Below are 17,990 nucleotides of genomic sequence, written 5' to 3'. Positions count from 1 at the left end.
AAAAATGTACAACAATCCGTATTATAGCATAAATCCGACGACTGCACACAAGGATTTAGTCTAGAAACGCCTCGGTGAAACGCATGTCCGCCTCAAGAATTTCAGCGGCAAGGCCGTCTGTTTCTTCATGTTGTAAGATGGCCGTTTTCGCTTGAGCGATCGCTGTCTCCACCTCAGACGCCTCCCTTGGCGTGAACGGATAGTGCGTATACATGTAGTTCATGAGTAGCTGCGTCGCGATCTCGTCGCCATATACGGCCCGCTGCAACCCGTTGACCATCGTCTCCCACGCTTCCGTGTGGATTTTCGCCTCGTCATGCGTCAATCGGTGACGCGTCCCGAGGTCCGTCCATTCGATGACCGGCAGCTCGTCGAACGCTTTTTGGAGCACAATCAACTTCATCAACTTCGGTCGTTCCGCGACGAGAAGCTCTCTCAAGACGTTGTCGAGGACATCATCGATATTGAAGTGGACGTGTTCGAGCGTCTCGATTTGTTCTCCGATCCCGCCTCGGTTTAGGATGCGCTTCACTTTGGCGATCGCGGCTGGGAACTCGGTCAATTTCAACACTTGGAGTACTTGATGCGCTTGCGTGTTGACGTGATCGGTCTTTTCTTGCCACTCGAGATACAGGTTGATCCAATGGGCCGCCTCGAACGGTTGGTCACGCATGATGAAGTACTGGGCGATTTGAAGCCCGCCGGCTGCAGGTTCTTCTGCCACCGTCATCTGTGTCGTGACGAGCTCTTCGAGTTTCTCGAGCGTCTCCGGTTCTTCCGGTCGTTCCATCAGACATTGGAATATTTCCATGAAAATAAATGGATCGCCGGGCACTGCCTCGTACCAATCCCATAGAATCGGTTCGACCCGTTGCCGCTCCCCGGACGTGTCAGCCTCTTGAATCATCTTCTGAAGCCGCGACCAGTTCCCTGGAAACGGATACGCTTGCTCTTTTGCCATCTCCCCACACCCTTTCCATTCATCTCCATCTTCCTTTAGGAATCGATTCGTTGTCAATCAATACCCCGAAAAACGAAAAAAGAGACAACCTCCGTGGAGGCTATCTCTATTTTAAATGGAAGTGTCCCAAGAGGGATTCGAACCCCCGACCGACGCCTTAGCTTACCACCATGGCTTTCGCCACCAACGTGTGTTGTTTGTAGTCTGGACTATATCTTCACCATTTCAGGTGCGACACGTGTAGTCTCTACGGAACCTCACGAGCAAATTGCTCCTTCAACGGCTCTACCTCTAAAGAATGACCTTTAGTCCTTCGAACCATCTTGTCCCCGAAAGGAAATAAGTTTCCTCGGTATTACCATCAGCATGATCTGTTAAGGCTTCACCGATATAGTGTCGTCCACTCTATAGGTTTTTGTTTCCCTATAAAGGCTCCTATTTGTCTTGAAGGGCGTTGCTCTATCCAGCTGAGCTATTGGGACATTGACAAGAAAACTATAATAGAAAAATGGTTTGCTGTCAATTCCTTCTTTTCATTCCGTTAAAGCTTTCCGCTCACATCGAGATCTTCGACGGCCGCACCGTCCTCCGACCGATAAAAGCGGACGGTTGCCTGCCCGTTCTCAAGATCGATCAGCGCATACGTCTTGTCACTCCGTCCGCGCGGCATCCGAATCGAGCCCGGGTTCACGTAGAGCACCCCGCCCTCGATCACGGCTCCGGCGACATGCGAGTGGCCGAACAAGACGACGTTCGCCCCAATCTCTTCGGCCCGGTAACGCAATCGGTTCAAGTCGTACTTCACATCGTGGTGATGACCGTGAACGATCAGAATCGTCCCTTCAGCCGTCTCCTCGACCCGCTCGAGCGGAAGGTCACCACCAAAGTCGCAATTGCCGCGTACCGTTCGATATGGGAGCAAGTGCTCGTCGACGAGCGCGAGCTGGGAATCCCCACAATGAAACGCGTCGTCGATGTCTTGTTCGTGCCGGTTGAAGATGATCGATAGTTCTTCTGTCAATCCGTGACTGTCACTGACTACGAGAAAACGCATACAGGTCACCCCTCCATAAACGGAATAATTTCTGCCTCTAACTTTCGTAATGCTTGGCCGCGGTGACTGACCGCCGCCTTTTCGTCGCGCTCAAGTTCTGCTGCTGTTTTGTGAAGTGACGGAACGATGAAGAGCGGGTCGTAACCGAAACCGTTCTCCCCGTGCGGCGCGTAGCCGATTGTCCCTTCGATTGTGCCGCGAACCGTCAACGTCTCTCCTGATGGTTTGGCGAGACAGAGGGCACAAACGAAACGGGCCGTCCGATCTGTAGCTCCGTTCAACTTCTCGAGAAGAAGCGCGTTGTTCGCCTCGTCCGACTTCTCCGGTCCGGCGAAACGGGCCGAATAGACACCAGGTGCCCCGTCGAGCGCATCGACTTCGAGCCCTGAATCATCGGCGAGGACGGCGTGGCCGAAATAGCGAGCCGCCTCCGTCGCCTTCAGCTCGGCGTTCGCTTCGAACGTCGTGCCCGTCTCGTCCGTCTCAGGTGCGTCCGGATAATCTAACAGTGATTCGACGTCAAAACCGAGCGGTGTGAGCATCCCTTCGATTTCTGCGACTTTTCCTTTGTTGCGTGTTGCGACAATGAGTTTCATGTTGTTTCCTCCAATTGTTCCCCGACATACCACCACGAGGCACCGAGCGCGTCTTCTGCTGCTTTGAACAGCGTCTCGATCCCGCTTTGGGCCATGTGGAGCATCTCGTTCATCTCGAGCAACGTGAACGTCGCTTCTTCCCCTGTCCCTTGCACTTCGACGAAGCGACCGCTCGCCGTCATGACGACGTTCATGTCGACCTCGGCCGCCGCATCTTCTTCGTAGTTCAAGTCGAGGAGCAGTTCGTCGGTCCGTCCGACCGAGATGGCGGCAATGCCCTCTTTGATCGGCGTGTCGTCGAGCTTACCTTGACGGATGAGCGCATCGACCGCGAGGACGAGGGCGCAGAAACCACCCGTTATGGAAGCCGTACGCGTCCCGCCATCGGCTTGGATGACATCACAGTCGATCCAAATCGTGCGCTCACCAAGACGTTCTAAGTCAACGACCGAGCGGAGCGCGCGCGAGATCAACCGTTGAATCTCCATCGTCCGTCCCGACTGTTTGCCGCGGACCGATTCGCGGACCGTACGGTTGCCGGTCGCGCGTGGAAGCATGGAATACTCGGCGTTGATCCAGCCTTGTTTCTTGCCGCGCAAGAAGTTCGGGACCCGTTCTTCGACGGTCGCCGTACAGATGACTTTCGTATCACCGATCGAGATGAGGACCGACCCTTCCGCATGTTTGTTCACATGGGGGACGATCTCGACGGGCCGGAGCTCGTCATGTTTTCGTTCGTTACGCATCGACACCGGACACCTCTACTTTCTCCGCTTTCACGGGCTGACCGAGCCATTCTGTCGCGAGACGGTCAAAGATGACGACATCCCCCGTCGCATAAAACTGATGCGCCGGGACCGTGTCGAGGTCGTTCTCAAGCTCTTTAAAGTCAAGGATGGCCGCCACTTCGAGCGCTGTCTCATCACCGGACGAGATCAAGTGGACGTCTGGTCCGACGACGTCTTGAATGACCGGCGCGAGTAGCGGATAGTGGGTGCACCCAAGGATGAGTGTGTCCATCTCGGACGACTGGAGCGGACGAATCGTCTCAGCGACGATGTCGCGGACTCGTTCTCCGTCTAGTTCGCCGGCCTCGACGAGCGGAACGAACGGCGGACAGGCGAGCGAATACACATCGATTTCGCCGGCCACGTGCCGGAGTGCCGTCTCGTACGAGTTACTCTCGATCGTCATCTTCGTGCCGATGACGCCGATATGTTTATTGCGCGTCCCTTTGACGGCCGCCCGGGCTCCCGGGTCGATGACCCCGATGACCGGGATGTTGAGGCGTTTGCGCGCCTCTTTCAAGACGACCGCTGTCGCCGTGTTACAGGCGATGACGATCATCTTCACGTTTTTACTTAACAGGAACTCGATCAGTTCCCACGTATAGGCTTCAATCTCATCGTGCGGGCGCGGGCCGTACGGGCACCGTTCCGTGTCGCCGATATAGATGATTTCTTCTTTCGGTAGTTGGCGCATCAGTTCTTTGACCACCGTCAAGCCGCCAACTCCTGAATCGAGTACTCCAATCGCTCGTTTCATGATCATCACTTCCATTCCTATCTATCTTACCAAAAAAGCCGATTGTGAAAAAGAAACGGTCTCGTGACAAACAAAAAAGACGAGGTAGCCGATTGGCCGCCTCGTCCATCGCTCAATTACTGAGCAAGACCTTCGCTTGTGAGCATGTCAGAAAGCGTGTTAATCGCTTCTTCTGCATCGTCACCAGCTGCAGTGATTTTGATTGTAGAATCTTTTGCGATTCCGAGTGAAAGTACACCCATGATCGACTTGAGGTTTACTGTCTTACCGTTGTACTCAAGGTTGATATCTGATTGGAATTTAGAAGCTGTGTTTACCAACTGTGTAGCTGGACGAGCGTGAATTCCTGAATCTGCAACGACTGTGAACGTTTTTTCCATGACGTGAGGTCTCCCTTCAAATTTCAATTCTGCAGGTGAACCCGCAGAATAATTGTTTGTGAACTCATTATCAAATGATAGCGGATTCGCAAAAATTCTGCAAGCGATTTTTATATTCTGGAGTCCATTCGATCGGACGCCCGGATTTCGACAAGTGTACGAGGCTCGTACGTCCCGCGAACATGAGTTGGTCTCCATCATATGCCCCGTAATGAATATCACATGAAGTGTTTCCGACCGTCAAGACATTGGCATACACCTTGATCGACTGGCGCGGCATCACTTGGCGAACATAGTCGCACTGGGCATCCGCCACGACGACGAACCCGTCTTGCAACGAAAATCCTGTCTCCTCTAGCAACTCAATTCGTGCATCTTCGAAATAGATGAACGGAATTGTGTTATTCATGTGACCGTACGGGTCGCACTCCGAGAATCGGACTTTGACATCTAGCGCGACCCCTGCTCTGACACGTGTTTCCCAATCGGCTTCCCGGAAGTACTTCGTCATCCGTACCCCTTACGCCTCGACCGCAGAACCGGTGCGGCCTTTGTCGCTACCGAAGAACGACTTGAACGAATGAAGCGTCGTCTGACGGTTCATCGCAGCGATCGACGTTGTGAGCGGGATGCCTTTCGGACAAACTTCGACACAGTTTTGTGCGTTTCCGCACTGCATGATGCCGCCGTCTTCCATGAGCGCTTCGAGACGGTCCTCCGCGTGGAAGGCGCCGGTCGGATGCGAGTTGAAGAGACGGACTTGCGAGATCGCGGCCGGTCCGATGAAGTTCGACTTGTCATTGACGTTCGGGCATGCCTCGAGGCAGACACCGCACGTCATACATTTCGATAGTTCATACGCCCATTGACGTTTGTTCTCTGGCATCCGCGGTCCTGGTCCGAGGTCGTACGTCCCATCGATTGGAACCCATGCCTTCACTTTTTTCAACGCGTCGAACATGCGCTGACGGTCGACTTGAAGGTCACGGACGACCGGGAACGTCTTCATCGGTGCAAGACGGATCGGCTGCTCGAGCTTATCGACGAGTGCCGTACACGATTGGCGCGGCTTGCCGTTGATGATCATCGAGCAGGCACCGCACACTTCTTCGAGACAGTTCATGTCCCAGTTGATCGGTGTCGTCTTGTCCCCGTTCGCATTGACCGGGTTCCGGCGGATTTCCATCAACGCCGAGATGACGTTCATGTTCGGACGGTAAGGAACGGTGAACTCTTCCGTATAAGCGGCTTGGTCCGGTCCGTCCTGGCGTTCAATGATAAAACGAATGTCTTTTTGCTCTGCTTGCATCGGCGTCGTCATTTCGTCTTCGCCCCTTTCTTCGAGTAATCCCGTTTACGTGGCGGGATTAACGAAACGTCGATTTCTTCGAACGAGATATCGACTTCCCCTTCGTTGTAACGTGCCATCGTCGTCTTCATGAAGCGCTCGTCATCACGTTCCGGGAAGTCCGGTTTGTAATGGGCACCACGGCTCTCGTCGCGTTTCAAAGCGCCAAGCGTGATGACACGCGCGAGGTCGAGCATGTGGTCGAGCTGTCGGATGAACGATGCCCCTTGGTTGCTCCAGCGGGCCGTATCGGTCGCGGAGATGTTGTTAAAGCGTTCACGAAGCTCACGGAGTTTGAGGTCCGTCGCCTCGAGCTTGTCGTTGTAACGAACGACCGTGACGTTATCGGTCATGAGTTCGCCGAGCTCACGGTGGATTTGGTAGGCGTTTTCCGTACCGTCCATCGCGAGAATGTCGTTGAACCGCTCGATTTCTTCACGCTCGTTGAAGTTGAAGAGCGCTTCTGGCACGCTCTCCGTCGCTTGGTCGAGACCGCGCATATAGTTGACCGCCGCAGGACCGGCTTCCATTCCGCCGTATACGGCAGACAAGAGCGAGTTCGCGCCGAGACGGTTCGCACCGTGCATCGAGTAATCGCATTCGCCGGCTGCGAATAGCCCTGGGATGTTCGTCATTTGATCATAGTCGACCCAGAGTCCGCCCATTGAATAGTGAACGGCCGGGAAGATTTTCATCGGAACTTTCCGTGGATCATCGCCGACGAACTTCTCGTAAATCTCAAGGATCCCGCCGAGCTTGATGTCGAGCTCTTTCGAATCTTTATGCGAAAGATCGAGGTAGACCATGTTCTCGCCGTTGACGCCGAGTTTCTGGTTGACACAGACGTCGAAAATTTCACGCGTCGCGATATCACGCGGCACGAGGTTTCCGTAAGCTGGATACTTCTCTTCAAGGAAGTACCATGGCTTGCCGTCTTTATACGTCCAGACACGTCCACCCTCTCCACGTGCCGACTCACTCATGAGACGAAGTTTGTCGTCCCCTGGGATTGCCGTCGGGTGAATTTGGATGAACTCGCCGTTCGCGTATACCGCACCTTGACGATAGACCGCTCCAGCCGCTTGACCGGTATTGATGACCGAGTTCGTCGATTTGCCGAAGATGACACCCGGGCCGCCTGTCGCGAGGATGACCGCATCCGATGGGAACGCTTTAATTTCCATCGAGCGTAAATCCTGACAGACCGCGCCACGGCAGATGCCTTCTTCGTCGATGATGGCCCGGAGGAACTCCCAGCCCTCATACTTCTCGACGAGACCTTGTGCCTCATAGCGACGGACCTGCTCGTCTAGCGCGTAGAGGAGCTGTTGTCCGGTCGTCGCACCGGCATAAGCCGTGCGGTGATGGAGCGTGCCGCCGAAACGACGGAAGTCAAGGAGACCTTCTGGCGTCCGGTTGAACATGACACCCATCCGGTCGAACATGTGAATGATTTTCGGTGCCGCTTCCGCCATCTTTTGGACCGGCGGTTGGTTGGCGAGGAAGTCGCCCCCATAAACCGTGTCATCAAAGTGTTGCCAAGGAGAATCCCCTTCCCCTTTCGTGTTGACGGCACCGTTGATGCCGCCTTGTGCACAAACTGAATGTGAACGCTTGACCGGTACAAGCGAGAATAGTTTTACCGGAACACCCATCTCAGCCGACTTGATTGTCGCCATGAGTCCAGCCAGACCGCCACCGATGACGATCAAACTTTGATTTGCCATGAACTTTTCCCCCTAATTACAAGATGCCCGCGAACGTCAAGATTGAACGGATGCCGACAAAAGATAGTGCCAAGAAGACGGCGCCTGAGACATAGCTCATGAAGCGCTGTGAACGAGGCGACTGTGTGATGCCCCACGTGATGGCAAACGACCAAAGACCGTTCGCGAAGTGGAACGTAGCCGAGAGGATCCCGACTATGTAGAAGATGAGCATGAGCGGATTGTCGACGATGTTTTGCATCATCTCCGCGTTCACCTCGACGCCACGCAACTTCGCCAAGCGCGTTTCCCAAACGTGCCATGCGATGAAGATGACGAGGAAGACGCCCGTGAAGCGTTGGAGCATGTACATCCAGTTGCGGGCGTATGAGTAACGGTTCGTGTTAATCGAACCGAGAAACGCGTAATACACGCCATACACACCGTGGAAAATCATCGGCAAAGCGATGATGGTTACTTCAAGGAAGTACAAGTACGGTAAGCTCTCCATAAATTTTGCTGCCTTGTTGAACGATTCCACCCCATCGACGATATAGTAGTTGACCGACAAGTGAACGATCAAAAACAGGCCGATTGGAATGACCCCAAGTAGCGAATGGACTTTACGACTGAAGTAGTCACGACGCGTTGCCATTCTAGTTCCCCCTTTGTACGAGCCCTTGGCTCGTTTTGTAAATAAAAGCGTTTTCAAATGTAAATATAGCTTTCTGTCTCCTATTCTACTCTTGTGAATTTTGTATGACAAGACAACCCGACCGATTTGTGACACATTCTTTTGCAAAATACCCGGTGACCAAAAGGCGATTCGTCGTTATAATGGTATAGAGAGAATGGAGTGATGGAAGAAGATGGAAACGATGAGCCAACCCACTTTCGCGATCGAACTGCTTCGCGATTATGTGTTGACGGATTTGCTCGGGGACGACTACGCCCAAGTCATCTATTGGTCGGGCAAACGGGTCGCACGCAAGTTCCCGGTCATGACGAACGATGAACTGAGCGCCTTCTTTACCGAGGCCGGCTGGGGGCAATTGACGCTCTTGAAAGAAAAAGGAAATAAGTTCTTGTTCGAACTCATTCCCCCACCCGCGACCCAAGAAAAGGCAACCGGCTACTTCCAGCTTGAAGCTGGCTTTTTAGCCGAGCAGATTGCCGGTCGTTTCCAATGCGTCGCCGAGGGCTACGCCGATGTGGCGCGCAAGGCCGTCCAGATCACCGTCCAACTAGACCGAAAAGATACGTATGAATGACGAAGAGCCGATGCGACCGCATCGGCTCTTCTTTTTTTACTCGTCCGTCTCTTCATGGACGTATTGGATCACGGTCTCTGCCAGTTTCTCAGGCAGGCCCGCTTCCTTCAACTGTTCGAGCGAGGCGAGCCGGATCTGCTTCATCGACCCGAAATGGCGGATCAACTGTTGACGCCGCTTCGGCCCGACGCCCGGGATATCGTCGAGCACCGACTTCGTCATCTTCTTCGTCCGCAAACTGCGGTGGAACGTGATGGCGAAGCGGTGGACCTCGTCTTGCATACGTTGGAGCAAATAGAACGCGCTCGAACGCGAGTTCAGTTCGATGACGCCGCCGCCTTCCCCGAACAAGAGCTGGCTCGTCCGGTGACGATCATCTTTCTTGAGCGAGCCGACCGGTACGTCGAGTCCGAACTCGTTTTGCAGGACGTCGAGGGCGGCATTCAACTGTCCAATCCCGCCATCGATCAACAGCAGGTCCGGCAGACGCTTCTCTTCTGTCAACAGGCGACGGAAACGACGCCGGACGACTTCGCGCATCGTCTCATAGTCATCCGGCCCTTGGACGGTCCGAATTTTATACTTGCGATACTCTTTTTTGAGCGGTTTGCCATCTTCGAAGACGACGAGCGCTGAGACGGCGTCAGCCCCTTGGATGTTGGCGTTATCGATGATGTCGACGCGTGACAAGTTCGGGATCCCGATCGCCTCACCGAGTTCACGCATGGCGAGGAGCGTCCGTTCTTCATCTCGGGCGAGCAACTCGAACTTCTCGTTCAAGGCGATGCTGGCGTTTTTCGTCGCCAGGTCGAGCAGCTGCCGCTTCGCGCCACGCTTCGGTTGCATCACTTTCGTCCCGATCGCCTCGTTCAACAGCTCGATGCGGACGATCTCAGGGACGAGCACTTCTTTCGGCAATACGTTCTGCTCGTAAAACTGAACGATGAAACTCTCGAGCTCCTCAGACGGTTCGCCATGGAGCGGAAACAGGGACACGTCGCGCTCAATCATCTTGCCACCCCGCATATAGAACACTTGGACGCACATCCAACCACGATCGAGCGTATAGCCGAAGACGTCGCGTGCTGTCGGGTCGGCCGTGATCATATTTTGTTTGTTCATGATCGACTCGACCGCTCGGATTTGGTCACGGAGCTCGGCGGCGCGTTCGAACTGCATGTCTTCGGCCGCTCGTCCCATATCGACTTGGAGCTTGGCGAGCGTCTCACTCGTCTCCCCGTTCAGGAAGCGGCGAATCTCCTGGACGATGTCTTTTTGCTCGTCCGTGTCGACGGCGAGCTCGCACGGTCCGAGACACTGCCCGATATGGTAATACAGACAGAGCTTGCGCGGCATCGGTTGGCATTTCCGGAGCGGATACAGTTTATCCAGTAACCGTTTCGTCTCGTTGGCGGCATAGGCGTTCGGATACGGACCGAAATAGAAGCCGCCGTCCCGCTTCAGCTTCCGCGTCGTGAGTAAACGCGGATAAGGTTCGTTCGTGATTTTGATGTACGGATACGACTTGTCGTCCTTCAAGCGGATGTTGTATTTCGGGTCGTGCTTTTTGATGAGCGTCATCTCGAGAAGGAGCGCCTCGAGCTCGCTCGCCGTGACGATATATTCGAAGTCACGAATCTCGGCGACGAGCCGCATCGTCTTGATGTCATGCGCCCCGGTAAAATACGACCGGACCCGGTTCTTCAAATTTTTCGCTTTCCCGACGTAGATGATCTCGCCGTACTCGTTCTTATGCAAGTAACAGCCTGGTTCGTCCGGGAGGAGCGCCAATTTATGTTTAATGTGGTCAGAATGACTCAAATTCAATCACCTCAGTTTAGGTTCCTTCCAGACGGGAAAAAGTTGATGAAGTCTTAGAGGGAGGGTTTGTTATGAAACGGTACGATGTCATCATCATCGGCAGCGGCTCGGCCGCGAGCCAAGCCGCTAACGTATTATGCGACGCCGGTAAACAAATTGCCATCGTCGAGAACCGGACGTTCGGCGGGACGTGCCCGCAACGCGGATGTGACCCGAAAAAGATGCTCGCGGAAGGTGCCGAGCTCATCGCCCGTGCGGAACGAATGCAACCGCTCGGGGTCCACGGCGAGCTCACACTCGATTGGCACGCCTTCAAGCGGCGCATCGACGAATATCGCTTCGCCGTCCCGACGACGAAAATGCATCATTGGAAAGAGCACGACATCGACTTGTTCGAAGGCGAACCCCACTTCATCGATGAAGACTCGATTGTCATCGATGGACATGAAATCTCGGCGCATCAGTTCTTGGTCGCTTCTGGCCTCATTCCGCGTCCGCTCGACATCCCGGGTGGCGACGGGGCCATCACGAGCGACGATGTCTTCGACCTCGATGACTTGCCAAAACACGTCATCATCATCGGAGCCGGCTACATCGCGTTCGAGTTCGCCCATATCCTCCGCCGCTTCGGGTGCGAGGTGACCCTCCTCATCCGGTCGCGGGCATTGAAGCAATTCGATCGCAAAGTCGTCAAACGACTCGTCGATGAGACGAGCCGGATCGGCATCGATGTCCGTTACGGAATCGAGCCCGTCCGACTCGACGGGAACGTGCTGACGTTATCAGATGACTCTACCCTAGAAGGCGTCGTCCTTAACGCCACCGGGCGGATTCCGAGCATCGAACGACTCCGCTTGGACGCGGCCGGTGTCGAGTCCGATCACGGGGGCGTCCTCGTCAACGAGTACTTGCAGACGACGAACGCGAACGTCTATGCGGCCGGGGACGTCGCCAAGAGCCGCAACCCGGCCCTCACGCCGTTCGCTGGGCAGGAAGGACGCATCGCCGCGCTCAACCTGTTGCGGAACAACACCCGTCTTTTGCCTGAGCGTCCTGCCCCGACGGTCGTCTTCACGACACCACCGATCGCCAAAGTTGGGCTGACGGTCGATGAGGCGAAAGCGAGCGGCATCGACTTTGAGTGTAAGGACAATGATTTGTCCCACTTCCTGACGTATGAGCGGATTAACGACACGACCGCGTTCTCCCGCATCTTACTCAGCAAGGACGGGCACGTGCTCGGCGCCCACTTGATCGGACAGCACGCACCGGAACTGATTAACTTGTTCTCGTTCATTATACAAAACAATATCACCCATCAACACGTCAAACACTTAGAGTTCGCCTATCCGACGTCGGCCTCTGACGTGACGTATCTGATTTGACACAAAAAAGGCTCTTCCAATTTGACTTGGAGGAGCCTTTCGTCATTCAATCCCTTTATCTTTATCTTCTCGAAGCGCGTCTTGGAGCGACTTCTTCCAAAGCGGGACACCTTGGGCGTGGGCTGCACGGGCGACCAAGTGACTGCCGACCGGTGCCGTCAACAAGACGAAGAACAGTCCGAGCAGGAGTCGTGCGTCAAAGATGCGCTGGTCGACCCAGACGTGCAGGAGCGCCGCGAATAGGACGAACATGACACCGAGCGTCGCACTCTTCGAAGCGGCATGGGCGCGGGAATAAATGTCCGGGAGCCGGATCAGACCGATGGCCGCGACGACGGTGAAGAATACACCGATGATCGTGAAGACACCGGTCAAGATGTCATAAATCATTGTTGCGGTCATGTTGGATGATCTCTCCCTTCTCGAGGAATTTCGAGAACGCTACCGTTCCGATAAAGGCTAAAATCCCGAGCAAGAGGATGACCTCGAAGAACATCGTCGTATCGAGCAAAATCGATAACAACGATACGACCGAGATCAAGCCGATGCCGATCGAGTCGAGCGCGATGACACGGTCTGCTGTCGTCGGCCCTTTGACGACCCGATACAGCATACCGAGCATGGCGAGCACGAGGATGGCGAGCGCCACGTAAATAATAATATCTAACATTAGCTGGTCGCCTCCTTAATATTCGACTCAAAGTTATCGTAAATGTCTCGTTTGAGCGACTCTTTATCCGGCATATGCAATGCGTGGATATAGAGCGTCTTGTTGTCGTCTGACACTTGAACGACAAGCGTACCCGGTGTCAGCGTGATGAGCATCGACAACCAACTCACTTTCCAACCGGCATCGAGTTCGGTGTGATACCGAAAGATGCCCGGTTGGATTTTAAGTTTCGGGCTCAAGACGAGCCGGAGCACTTCAATGTTGGCCACGACAAGCTCACGACAGAAAATCAAGAACAGTTTAAACAGTTTCAAGACGCGGGTGAAATAAAAATCCGTGTTCTTGAAGAAGCGGCGCATCATGAAGATGACGAGTAATCCGAGCAAGTAACCGATGATGAATCCGCTCGTCGTGAACGTACCCGTGAAGAACATCCAAATGAACGCCAGGAAAAAGTTGATGAGTAGTTGGTAAGCCATCTCTAAATCACTCCTTAATCACGGCATCGATATAGATTTCGGGTTGCACGAGCGGTTCGATTGCCTGGGTAATGAACGGATGCATCGCCTCGGCGCCGAACCCGTAGGCGACGGCGACAGCGACGAGCAAGAACGTCGGCACGATAAGGCGGTTCATATACGGTACGAGCGGACCGTCATAGACTCGTTTCTCTTCTCCCCAAAATCCGTACAAGAAGATTTTGATGACCGAGAAGAGGACGAACAAACTCGACAGCAAGATGAGGAGCGGTCCAAACAGGCTGCCTTCCCCGACCCCACCTTGAACGATCAACAGTTTCCCGAAGAATCCGCTGAGCGGCGGAATCCCGGCGAGCGACAACGCTGCGATGAAGAACGTCCATCCGAACAGCGGGAAGCGGGTGATCAAGCCACCCATGTCGCGAAGTTGACCGGATTTGGTGATGCCAATCATCATCCCGACGAGCATGAACAAGGCGGCCTTGATCAACATGTCATGAATCAAATAGTAGAGCGCCCCTTCAAGCGACGTCTGTGTGTTGAGCGCAATCCCGTACAGGATGACACCAACAGCGATCATGATATTGTAGATGATGATCAGTTTGACGTCGTTGTAGGCGATCGCCCCGGTCATGCCGATGACGATCGTCAACACGGCGAGGATGATCAAGAAGTTCTGCATGAACGCACTGCCGCCATCAAATAGGAGCGTATACGTCCGTAAAATCGAGTAGACGCCGACTTTCGTCAACAACGCCCCGAACATGGCAAGAATCGGCGTCGGTGCCACGACGTACGAGCCCGGGAGCCAGTAGTGCAGTGGCACGAGTGCCCCTTTCAAGCCGAAGACGATGACGAAGAACACACCGATGACGGTGATGACGCTTTGATTCTCCACGAGTGGGATCTTTTGCGCGAGGTCCGCCAAGCTGAGCGTGCCGACCGTCCCGTAAAGGAGCGCGACCGCCATGACAAACAACGCCGAGGCGATGACGTTCACGAGCAAGTATTTGATCGACTCGCGTAACTGAACGCCTTTCCCGCCGAGTACGATTAACACGTACGACGAGATGAGGAAGACTTCAAAGAAGACGAACAAGTTGAAAATATCGCCTGTCGTGAAGGCTCCGTTCACCCCGACGAGGAGGAACAACATCGCGACGTAGACGTAGTTCGATTCATAAGCGTCTGAGAAGTAATACGTCGCAAACCAGACGATGAAGAAGACGAGCAACGTCGACGTGGCGACGAGCAGCGCCGACAGCATGTCCGAGACGAGCGTGATCCCGAACGGCGCCGGCCAGTTCCCTAGGTTGACGGTCATGATGCCGTCTTGAGATACGGTGAAAATGAGCAGCACCGTCACTGCAAACGTTACAAGTAAAGCCCCGAGTGCCACTCCGCGTTGCAGGCGAACCTGCTTCGGTGCGAAGAGGAGGAAGATAGCCGCAAGCGCCGGGATGACAATCGGAAAGATCGGTAAGTTAATCATTCGATTCCGTTCCTTTCATTTCCTCAATATTATCCGTGTTCAGTTCCTGGTAAGCCCGATACGCGAGCACGAGGAAGAACGCGGTCACCCCGAAGCTGATGACGATCGCCGTCAAGACGAGCGCTTGCGGGAGCGGGTCGGTATATTCCGTGACGCCGTCAACGAGGACAGGCGCCGCTCCGGTCTTCAGTCCACCCATCGTCAAGACGAGCAAGTGGGCCGCGTGGCTGAGTAGCCCGGTGCCGATGATGATGCGCAACAAACTCTTTGAGAGAATCATATAGACCGCGCTCATCGTCAGGACACCGATGATGATGCTAACGAAGATTTCCATTATTCACTCTCTCCAATCGTTTGAATGATCGTCATCGTCACACCGATGACCACAAGGTAGACGCCGAGGTCAAAAGCGATTGCCGTGTGAAGCGTCTGTTCGCCTAGAAGCGGCAAATCGAATTTATCATAGGCGTGCGTCAAGAACGGACGGCCCCAAAAGATGCTATGGAGCGATGTGAGCATCGCGATGACGAGACCGAGCGCCGTCATCTTCCGATAATCAAACGGGAGCACGGCAGCGAGCGTCTTCGAGTCAAAGGCGAGCAGCAACAATACGAGCGCCGCCGCCGTCATCAAACCACCGATGAAGCCTCCGCCCGGCGAGTAGTGCCCGGCGAAGAACAAGTTGATCGAGAACACGATGATGATGAAGAAGATGATCACCGCGGCCGTCTGTAAGATGACGTCATTGACTTGATCATTTTTTCGGTTCATGTTCACGTGCTCCTTTCGTACGTTCTGTCGTTCTAAATTTGATCATCGTGTAGATCCCGATGGCCGCGATGGCAAGGACGACGATCTCAAACAACGTATCAAAGCCACGGAAGTCGACAAGGACGACGTTGACCATGTTCTTCCCGGCTGCTAGATCATAGACGTTTTCTTTATAGTATTCAGAGATTGACGACAGCGAACGGTTCGACAGCGCCATGAAGCTAAGGAGCATGACCGTCACCCCGACGAAAATCGAGACGATCGCATTTTCAACCTTGAATTTGACACGCACTTCTTTCTTGCTGATCTCCGGCATATGGTAGAAGACGAGCAAGAACAAGGCGACCGATACCGTCTCGATGACGAGCTGCGTCAAAGCGAGGTCCGGTGCATTGAAGAAGACGAAGAACAACGCGACCGAATACCCGACAACACCGAGCAAGATGATCGACGGCAGACGCGAACGCATGAACAGAATCGCGAGCGACGCCAAGATGATGACGGCCCCGAGGACGTATTCATACGGTGCGACGGCTTCCATCTCGCCGAACGAGAAGTCGAACAAATCGAAGCGGTACATCGAGAACAACATCATGCCTGACAAGAACAAGAAGATGTACACCAAGTACGAGCGGATGAAGCCCGTCATATAGTTATCTTTGAAGCGGTACGCCGCCTTGTTCGACCAGACGAGCGTCCCATCATACATGCCGTTGAGCGTCAAACGATGCGGGATGTGGTTGTAAATGCCCATCCACTTGTTGATCGTGAAGAACATGAGCGTCCCGAGCAGGATGACCCCGATCGTCATATAAAGTTCAGGTGTCAATCCGTGCCAGAAGTAGATGTCGACTTTCACGTCCTGACCGCTCGCGACGAGCGTCGGATAAATCGATTCGACGGCCGGCTTGATGAGCGAGTTCGATAATACGTTCGGCACGAAACCGAGCACGACGACGAGGATCGCGAGAATCGCTGGCGGGATGAGCATCCCGATTGGTGCCTCGTGCGGCTGTTTTGGCAATTGGTCGAACTGGGCTTTGCCCATGAACGTCCGCGTGAAGATGATCAAGCTATAGATGAACGTGAACACGCTCGCGATGAATGCGACGACCGGGATCAAGATGCCGATCGTATCAAGCGCGAAGAAGTCCATCGAGAACACCTTTGTCGTCGCCTTCAAGAACATCTCTTTACTGAGGAAGCCGTTGAATGGCGGTAGACCTGCCATCGACAGCGAGCCGATGACGGCGATCGTGAACGTAATCGGCATGACGGTCATCAGTCCACCGAGTTTGCGGATGTCACGTGTCCCCGTCTCGTGGTCGACAATCCCGACCATCATGAACAGCGATCCTTTGAACGTCGCATGGTTGATCAAGTGGAAGATCGCCGCAATCGTCGCGACCATATAGATGTTGTCATCCATGCCGTCATAATGAAGCGCCGCGGCACCGAGGCCGAGCAGGGACATGATGAGACCGAGCTGACTGACCGTCGAGAATGCGAGGATTCCTTTCAAATCGGTCTGTTTGACCGCATTGAACGAACCCCAGAACAAAGTGAACGTCCCGACCGAGGCAATGATCCATAGCCAGAGTGACGACTCTTGGAATACCGGGCTCATCCGTGCGACGAGATAGAGACCGGCCTTGACCATCGTCGCCGAGTGGAGGTACGCACTGACCGGGGTCGGTGCTTCCATCGCATCCGGCAACCAGATGTGGAACGGGAATTGCGCCGACTTCGTGAAGGCGCCGAGCAAGATGAGAATCATCGCCGCGATAAAGAACGGGCTGTCCGCGATGAGTGCCTGATTGGCGACCATGTCACGGATGCTGAACGAGCCGACGATCGACTCAAGGATCACAATCCCCCCGAGCATCGACAAACCACCGAACACGGTGATCAGCATCGACTTACGCGCCCCATAGCGTGAACGCTCTTTCTCATACCAATACCCGATCAACAGGAACGACGAAATCGATGTGAGTTCCCAGAACATGTACATGACGACCATGTTGTCCGAGAGGACGACACCGAGCATCGCACCCATGAACAGGAGCAGGTACACATAGAAGTGCCCGAGCGACTCTTTATCTTTATTCAAGTAGTAAATCGAATACAGGACGACGAGCGCCCCGATCCCTGTAATCAGGAGGGCAAACAATAGTCCGAGCCCGTCCACGTAGGCCGTGAAGTTGATGCCAAGCGAAGGCATCCATTCGACCGTTTCCGTCACGACGTCCCCCGCGCTCGTGATTCCGATGAAGCGGAAGAAGTAAACGAACAGGACGACCGGAACGATTAAAACGAACCAACCCGTATGGATTCGCTTCAGTGCCCGGAACAAGAACGGGATGAACGGTGCCGCGAGAAGCGGCAATAAGATAGCTAAATGTAACACCGACAAGAAAATTCCTCCTTCGAACAGAGTCTTACAAACGATGGGCCAATTATTAAGGTCACTTGACGCCATCACGTCTTCTTCATGAGTATAGCGTAAATTTT

20 protein-coding genes are annotated in these 17,990 nt (G+C 54.2%); 2 read left to right on the top strand and 18 right to left on the bottom strand.

All coding sequences use genetic code 11. The annotated features are described in order from the left end of the window. Nucleotides 1–55: 55 nt before the first annotated feature. The 10 genes from EVJ33_RS00440 to EVJ33_RS00395 all read right to left on the bottom strand — a co-directional run bounded on the left by EVJ33_RS00440 (nt 56) and on the right by EVJ33_RS00395 (nt 8,245). Nucleotides 56–961, bottom strand: coding sequence for a hypothetical protein (locus EVJ33_RS00440; RefSeq protein WP_131433468.1), 906 nt, complete (start codon nt 959–961; stop codon nt 56–58). Nucleotides 962–1,502: 541 nt separating this feature from the next. Beyond that, nucleotides 1,503–2,015, bottom strand: a complete 513-nt coding sequence (locus EVJ33_RS00435) for a metallophosphoesterase family protein (protein ID WP_131433466.1) — start codon at nt 2,013–2,015, stop codon at nt 1,503–1,505. 5 nt (nt 2,016–2,020) lie between these two features. Continuing rightward, nucleotides 2,021–2,611, bottom strand: a complete 591-nt coding sequence (locus EVJ33_RS00430) for an XTP/dITP diphosphatase (RefSeq protein WP_131433464.1) — start codon at nt 2,609–2,611, stop codon at nt 2,021–2,023. After that, complete coding sequence (gene rph, locus EVJ33_RS00425; RefSeq protein ID WP_131433462.1) at nt 2,608–3,357, bottom strand: ribonuclease PH; 750 nt, start codon at nt 3,355–3,357, stop codon at nt 2,608–2,610. The genes EVJ33_RS00430 and rph overlap by 4 nt, the downstream gene beginning before the upstream one ends. Next, nucleotides 3,350–4,156 carry a glutamate racemase gene (gene racE, locus EVJ33_RS00420; RefSeq protein WP_131433460.1) on the bottom strand — a complete coding sequence of 269 codons (807 nt, stop codon included), beginning with the start codon at nt 4,154–4,156 and terminating at the stop codon, nt 3,350–3,352. The genes rph and racE overlap by 8 nt, the downstream gene beginning before the upstream one ends. Nucleotides 4,157–4,272: 116 nt before the next feature. After that, entirely contained in the window at nt 4,273–4,536 is a 264-nt protein-coding gene (locus EVJ33_RS00415; RefSeq protein ID WP_024369826.1) for a phosphocarrier protein HPr, read from the bottom strand. A gap of 70 nt (nt 4,537–4,606) precedes the next feature. Next, the gene (locus tag EVJ33_RS00410; RefSeq protein ID WP_131433457.1) at nt 4,607–5,047 is read right to left on the bottom strand and encodes an acyl-CoA thioesterase; all 441 of its coding nucleotides are present in this window, start codon (nt 5,045–5,047) and stop codon (nt 4,607–4,609) included. Nucleotides 5,048–5,056: 9 nt separating this feature from the next. Next, on the bottom strand, nt 5,057–5,857 hold the full coding sequence (gene sdhB / locus EVJ33_RS00405; protein ID WP_131433455.1) for a succinate dehydrogenase iron-sulfur subunit: 801 nt from the start codon (nt 5,855–5,857) through the stop codon (nt 5,057–5,059). After that, a complete protein-coding gene (gene sdhA, locus EVJ33_RS00400; protein ID WP_131433453.1) occupies nt 5,854–7,611 on the bottom strand; it encodes a succinate dehydrogenase flavoprotein subunit in 1,758 nt (585 codons plus the stop codon). The genes sdhB and sdhA overlap by 4 nt, the downstream gene beginning before the upstream one ends. 16 nt (nt 7,612–7,627) lie before the next feature. Then, nucleotides 7,628–8,245 (bottom strand): succinate dehydrogenase cytochrome b558 subunit, encoded by a 618-nt coding sequence (locus tag EVJ33_RS00395; protein WP_131433451.1) that lies wholly within the window; start codon nt 8,243–8,245, stop codon nt 7,628–7,630. 223 nt (nt 8,246–8,468) lie between these two features. On the opposite strand from EVJ33_RS00395, the gene EVJ33_RS00390 reads away from it, so the two are divergent. Further along, on the top strand, nt 8,469–8,861 hold the full coding sequence (locus EVJ33_RS00390) for a YslB family protein (RefSeq protein WP_236634486.1): 393 nt from the start codon (nt 8,469–8,471) through the stop codon (nt 8,859–8,861). Nucleotides 8,862–8,897: 36 nt separating this feature from the next. Here the strand turns inward: EVJ33_RS00390 and uvrC are convergent, their stop codons facing one another. Continuing rightward, a complete protein-coding gene (gene uvrC / locus EVJ33_RS00385; protein ID WP_131433447.1) occupies nt 8,898–10,682 on the bottom strand; it encodes an excinuclease ABC subunit UvrC in 1,785 nt (594 codons plus the stop codon). Nucleotides 10,683–10,753: 71 nt separating this feature from the next. On the opposite strand from uvrC, the gene EVJ33_RS00380 reads away from it, so the two are divergent. Next, entirely contained in the window at nt 10,754–12,067 is a 1,314-nt protein-coding gene (locus tag EVJ33_RS00380) for a dihydrolipoyl dehydrogenase family protein (protein WP_131433445.1), read from the top strand. A 42-nt stretch (nt 12,068–12,109) separates the two neighbouring features. Here EVJ33_RS00380 and mnhG read toward each other — a convergent pair whose 3' ends face one another. The 7 genes from mnhG to EVJ33_RS00345 are packed head-to-tail and all read right to left on the bottom strand — an operon-like array spanning nt 12,110 to nt 17,892. Further along, a complete protein-coding gene (mnhG, locus tag EVJ33_RS00375; RefSeq protein WP_131433443.1) occupies nt 12,110–12,469 on the bottom strand; it encodes a monovalent cation/H(+) antiporter subunit G in 360 nt (119 codons plus the stop codon). After that, complete coding sequence (locus EVJ33_RS00370) at nt 12,447–12,737, bottom strand: Na(+)/H(+) antiporter subunit F1 (protein ID WP_021066828.1); 291 nt, start codon at nt 12,735–12,737, stop codon at nt 12,447–12,449. The genes mnhG and EVJ33_RS00370 overlap by 23 nt, the downstream gene beginning before the upstream one ends. Further along, on the bottom strand, nt 12,737–13,216 hold the full coding sequence (locus tag EVJ33_RS00365; RefSeq protein WP_131433439.1) for a Na+/H+ antiporter subunit E: 480 nt from the start codon (nt 13,214–13,216) through the stop codon (nt 12,737–12,739). The genes EVJ33_RS00370 and EVJ33_RS00365 overlap by 1 nt, the downstream gene beginning before the upstream one ends. 7 nt (nt 13,217–13,223) lie before the next feature. Beyond that, nucleotides 13,224–14,708, bottom strand: coding sequence for a Na+/H+ antiporter subunit D (locus EVJ33_RS00360; RefSeq protein ID WP_131433436.1), 1,485 nt, complete (start codon nt 14,706–14,708; stop codon nt 13,224–13,226). Then, a complete protein-coding gene (locus tag EVJ33_RS00355; protein WP_021066825.1) occupies nt 14,701–15,042 on the bottom strand; it encodes a Na(+)/H(+) antiporter subunit C in 342 nt (113 codons plus the stop codon). Before EVJ33_RS00355 ends, EVJ33_RS00360 begins: the two co-directional genes overlap by 8 nt. Further along, entirely contained in the window at nt 15,042–15,479 is a 438-nt protein-coding gene (locus tag EVJ33_RS00350) for a Na(+)/H(+) antiporter subunit B (RefSeq protein ID WP_131433434.1), read from the bottom strand. Before EVJ33_RS00350 ends, EVJ33_RS00355 begins: the two co-directional genes overlap by 1 nt. Beyond that, nucleotides 15,463–17,892: a Na+/H+ antiporter subunit A gene (locus EVJ33_RS00345; RefSeq protein ID WP_131433432.1), complete on the bottom strand. Its 2,430-nt coding sequence runs from the start codon at nt 17,890–17,892 to the stop codon at nt 15,463–15,465. Before EVJ33_RS00345 ends, EVJ33_RS00350 begins: the two co-directional genes overlap by 17 nt. Nucleotides 17,893–17,990: the final 98 nt, after the last annotated feature.

The sequence above is a fragment of the Exiguobacterium sp. SL-10 genome (assembly GCF_004337025.1).
In the GTDB taxonomy this organism is placed as follows: Bacteria; Bacillota; Bacilli; order Exiguobacteriales; family Exiguobacteriaceae; genus Exiguobacterium.
This window is presented reverse-complemented; position numbering and strand designations above follow the sequence as displayed.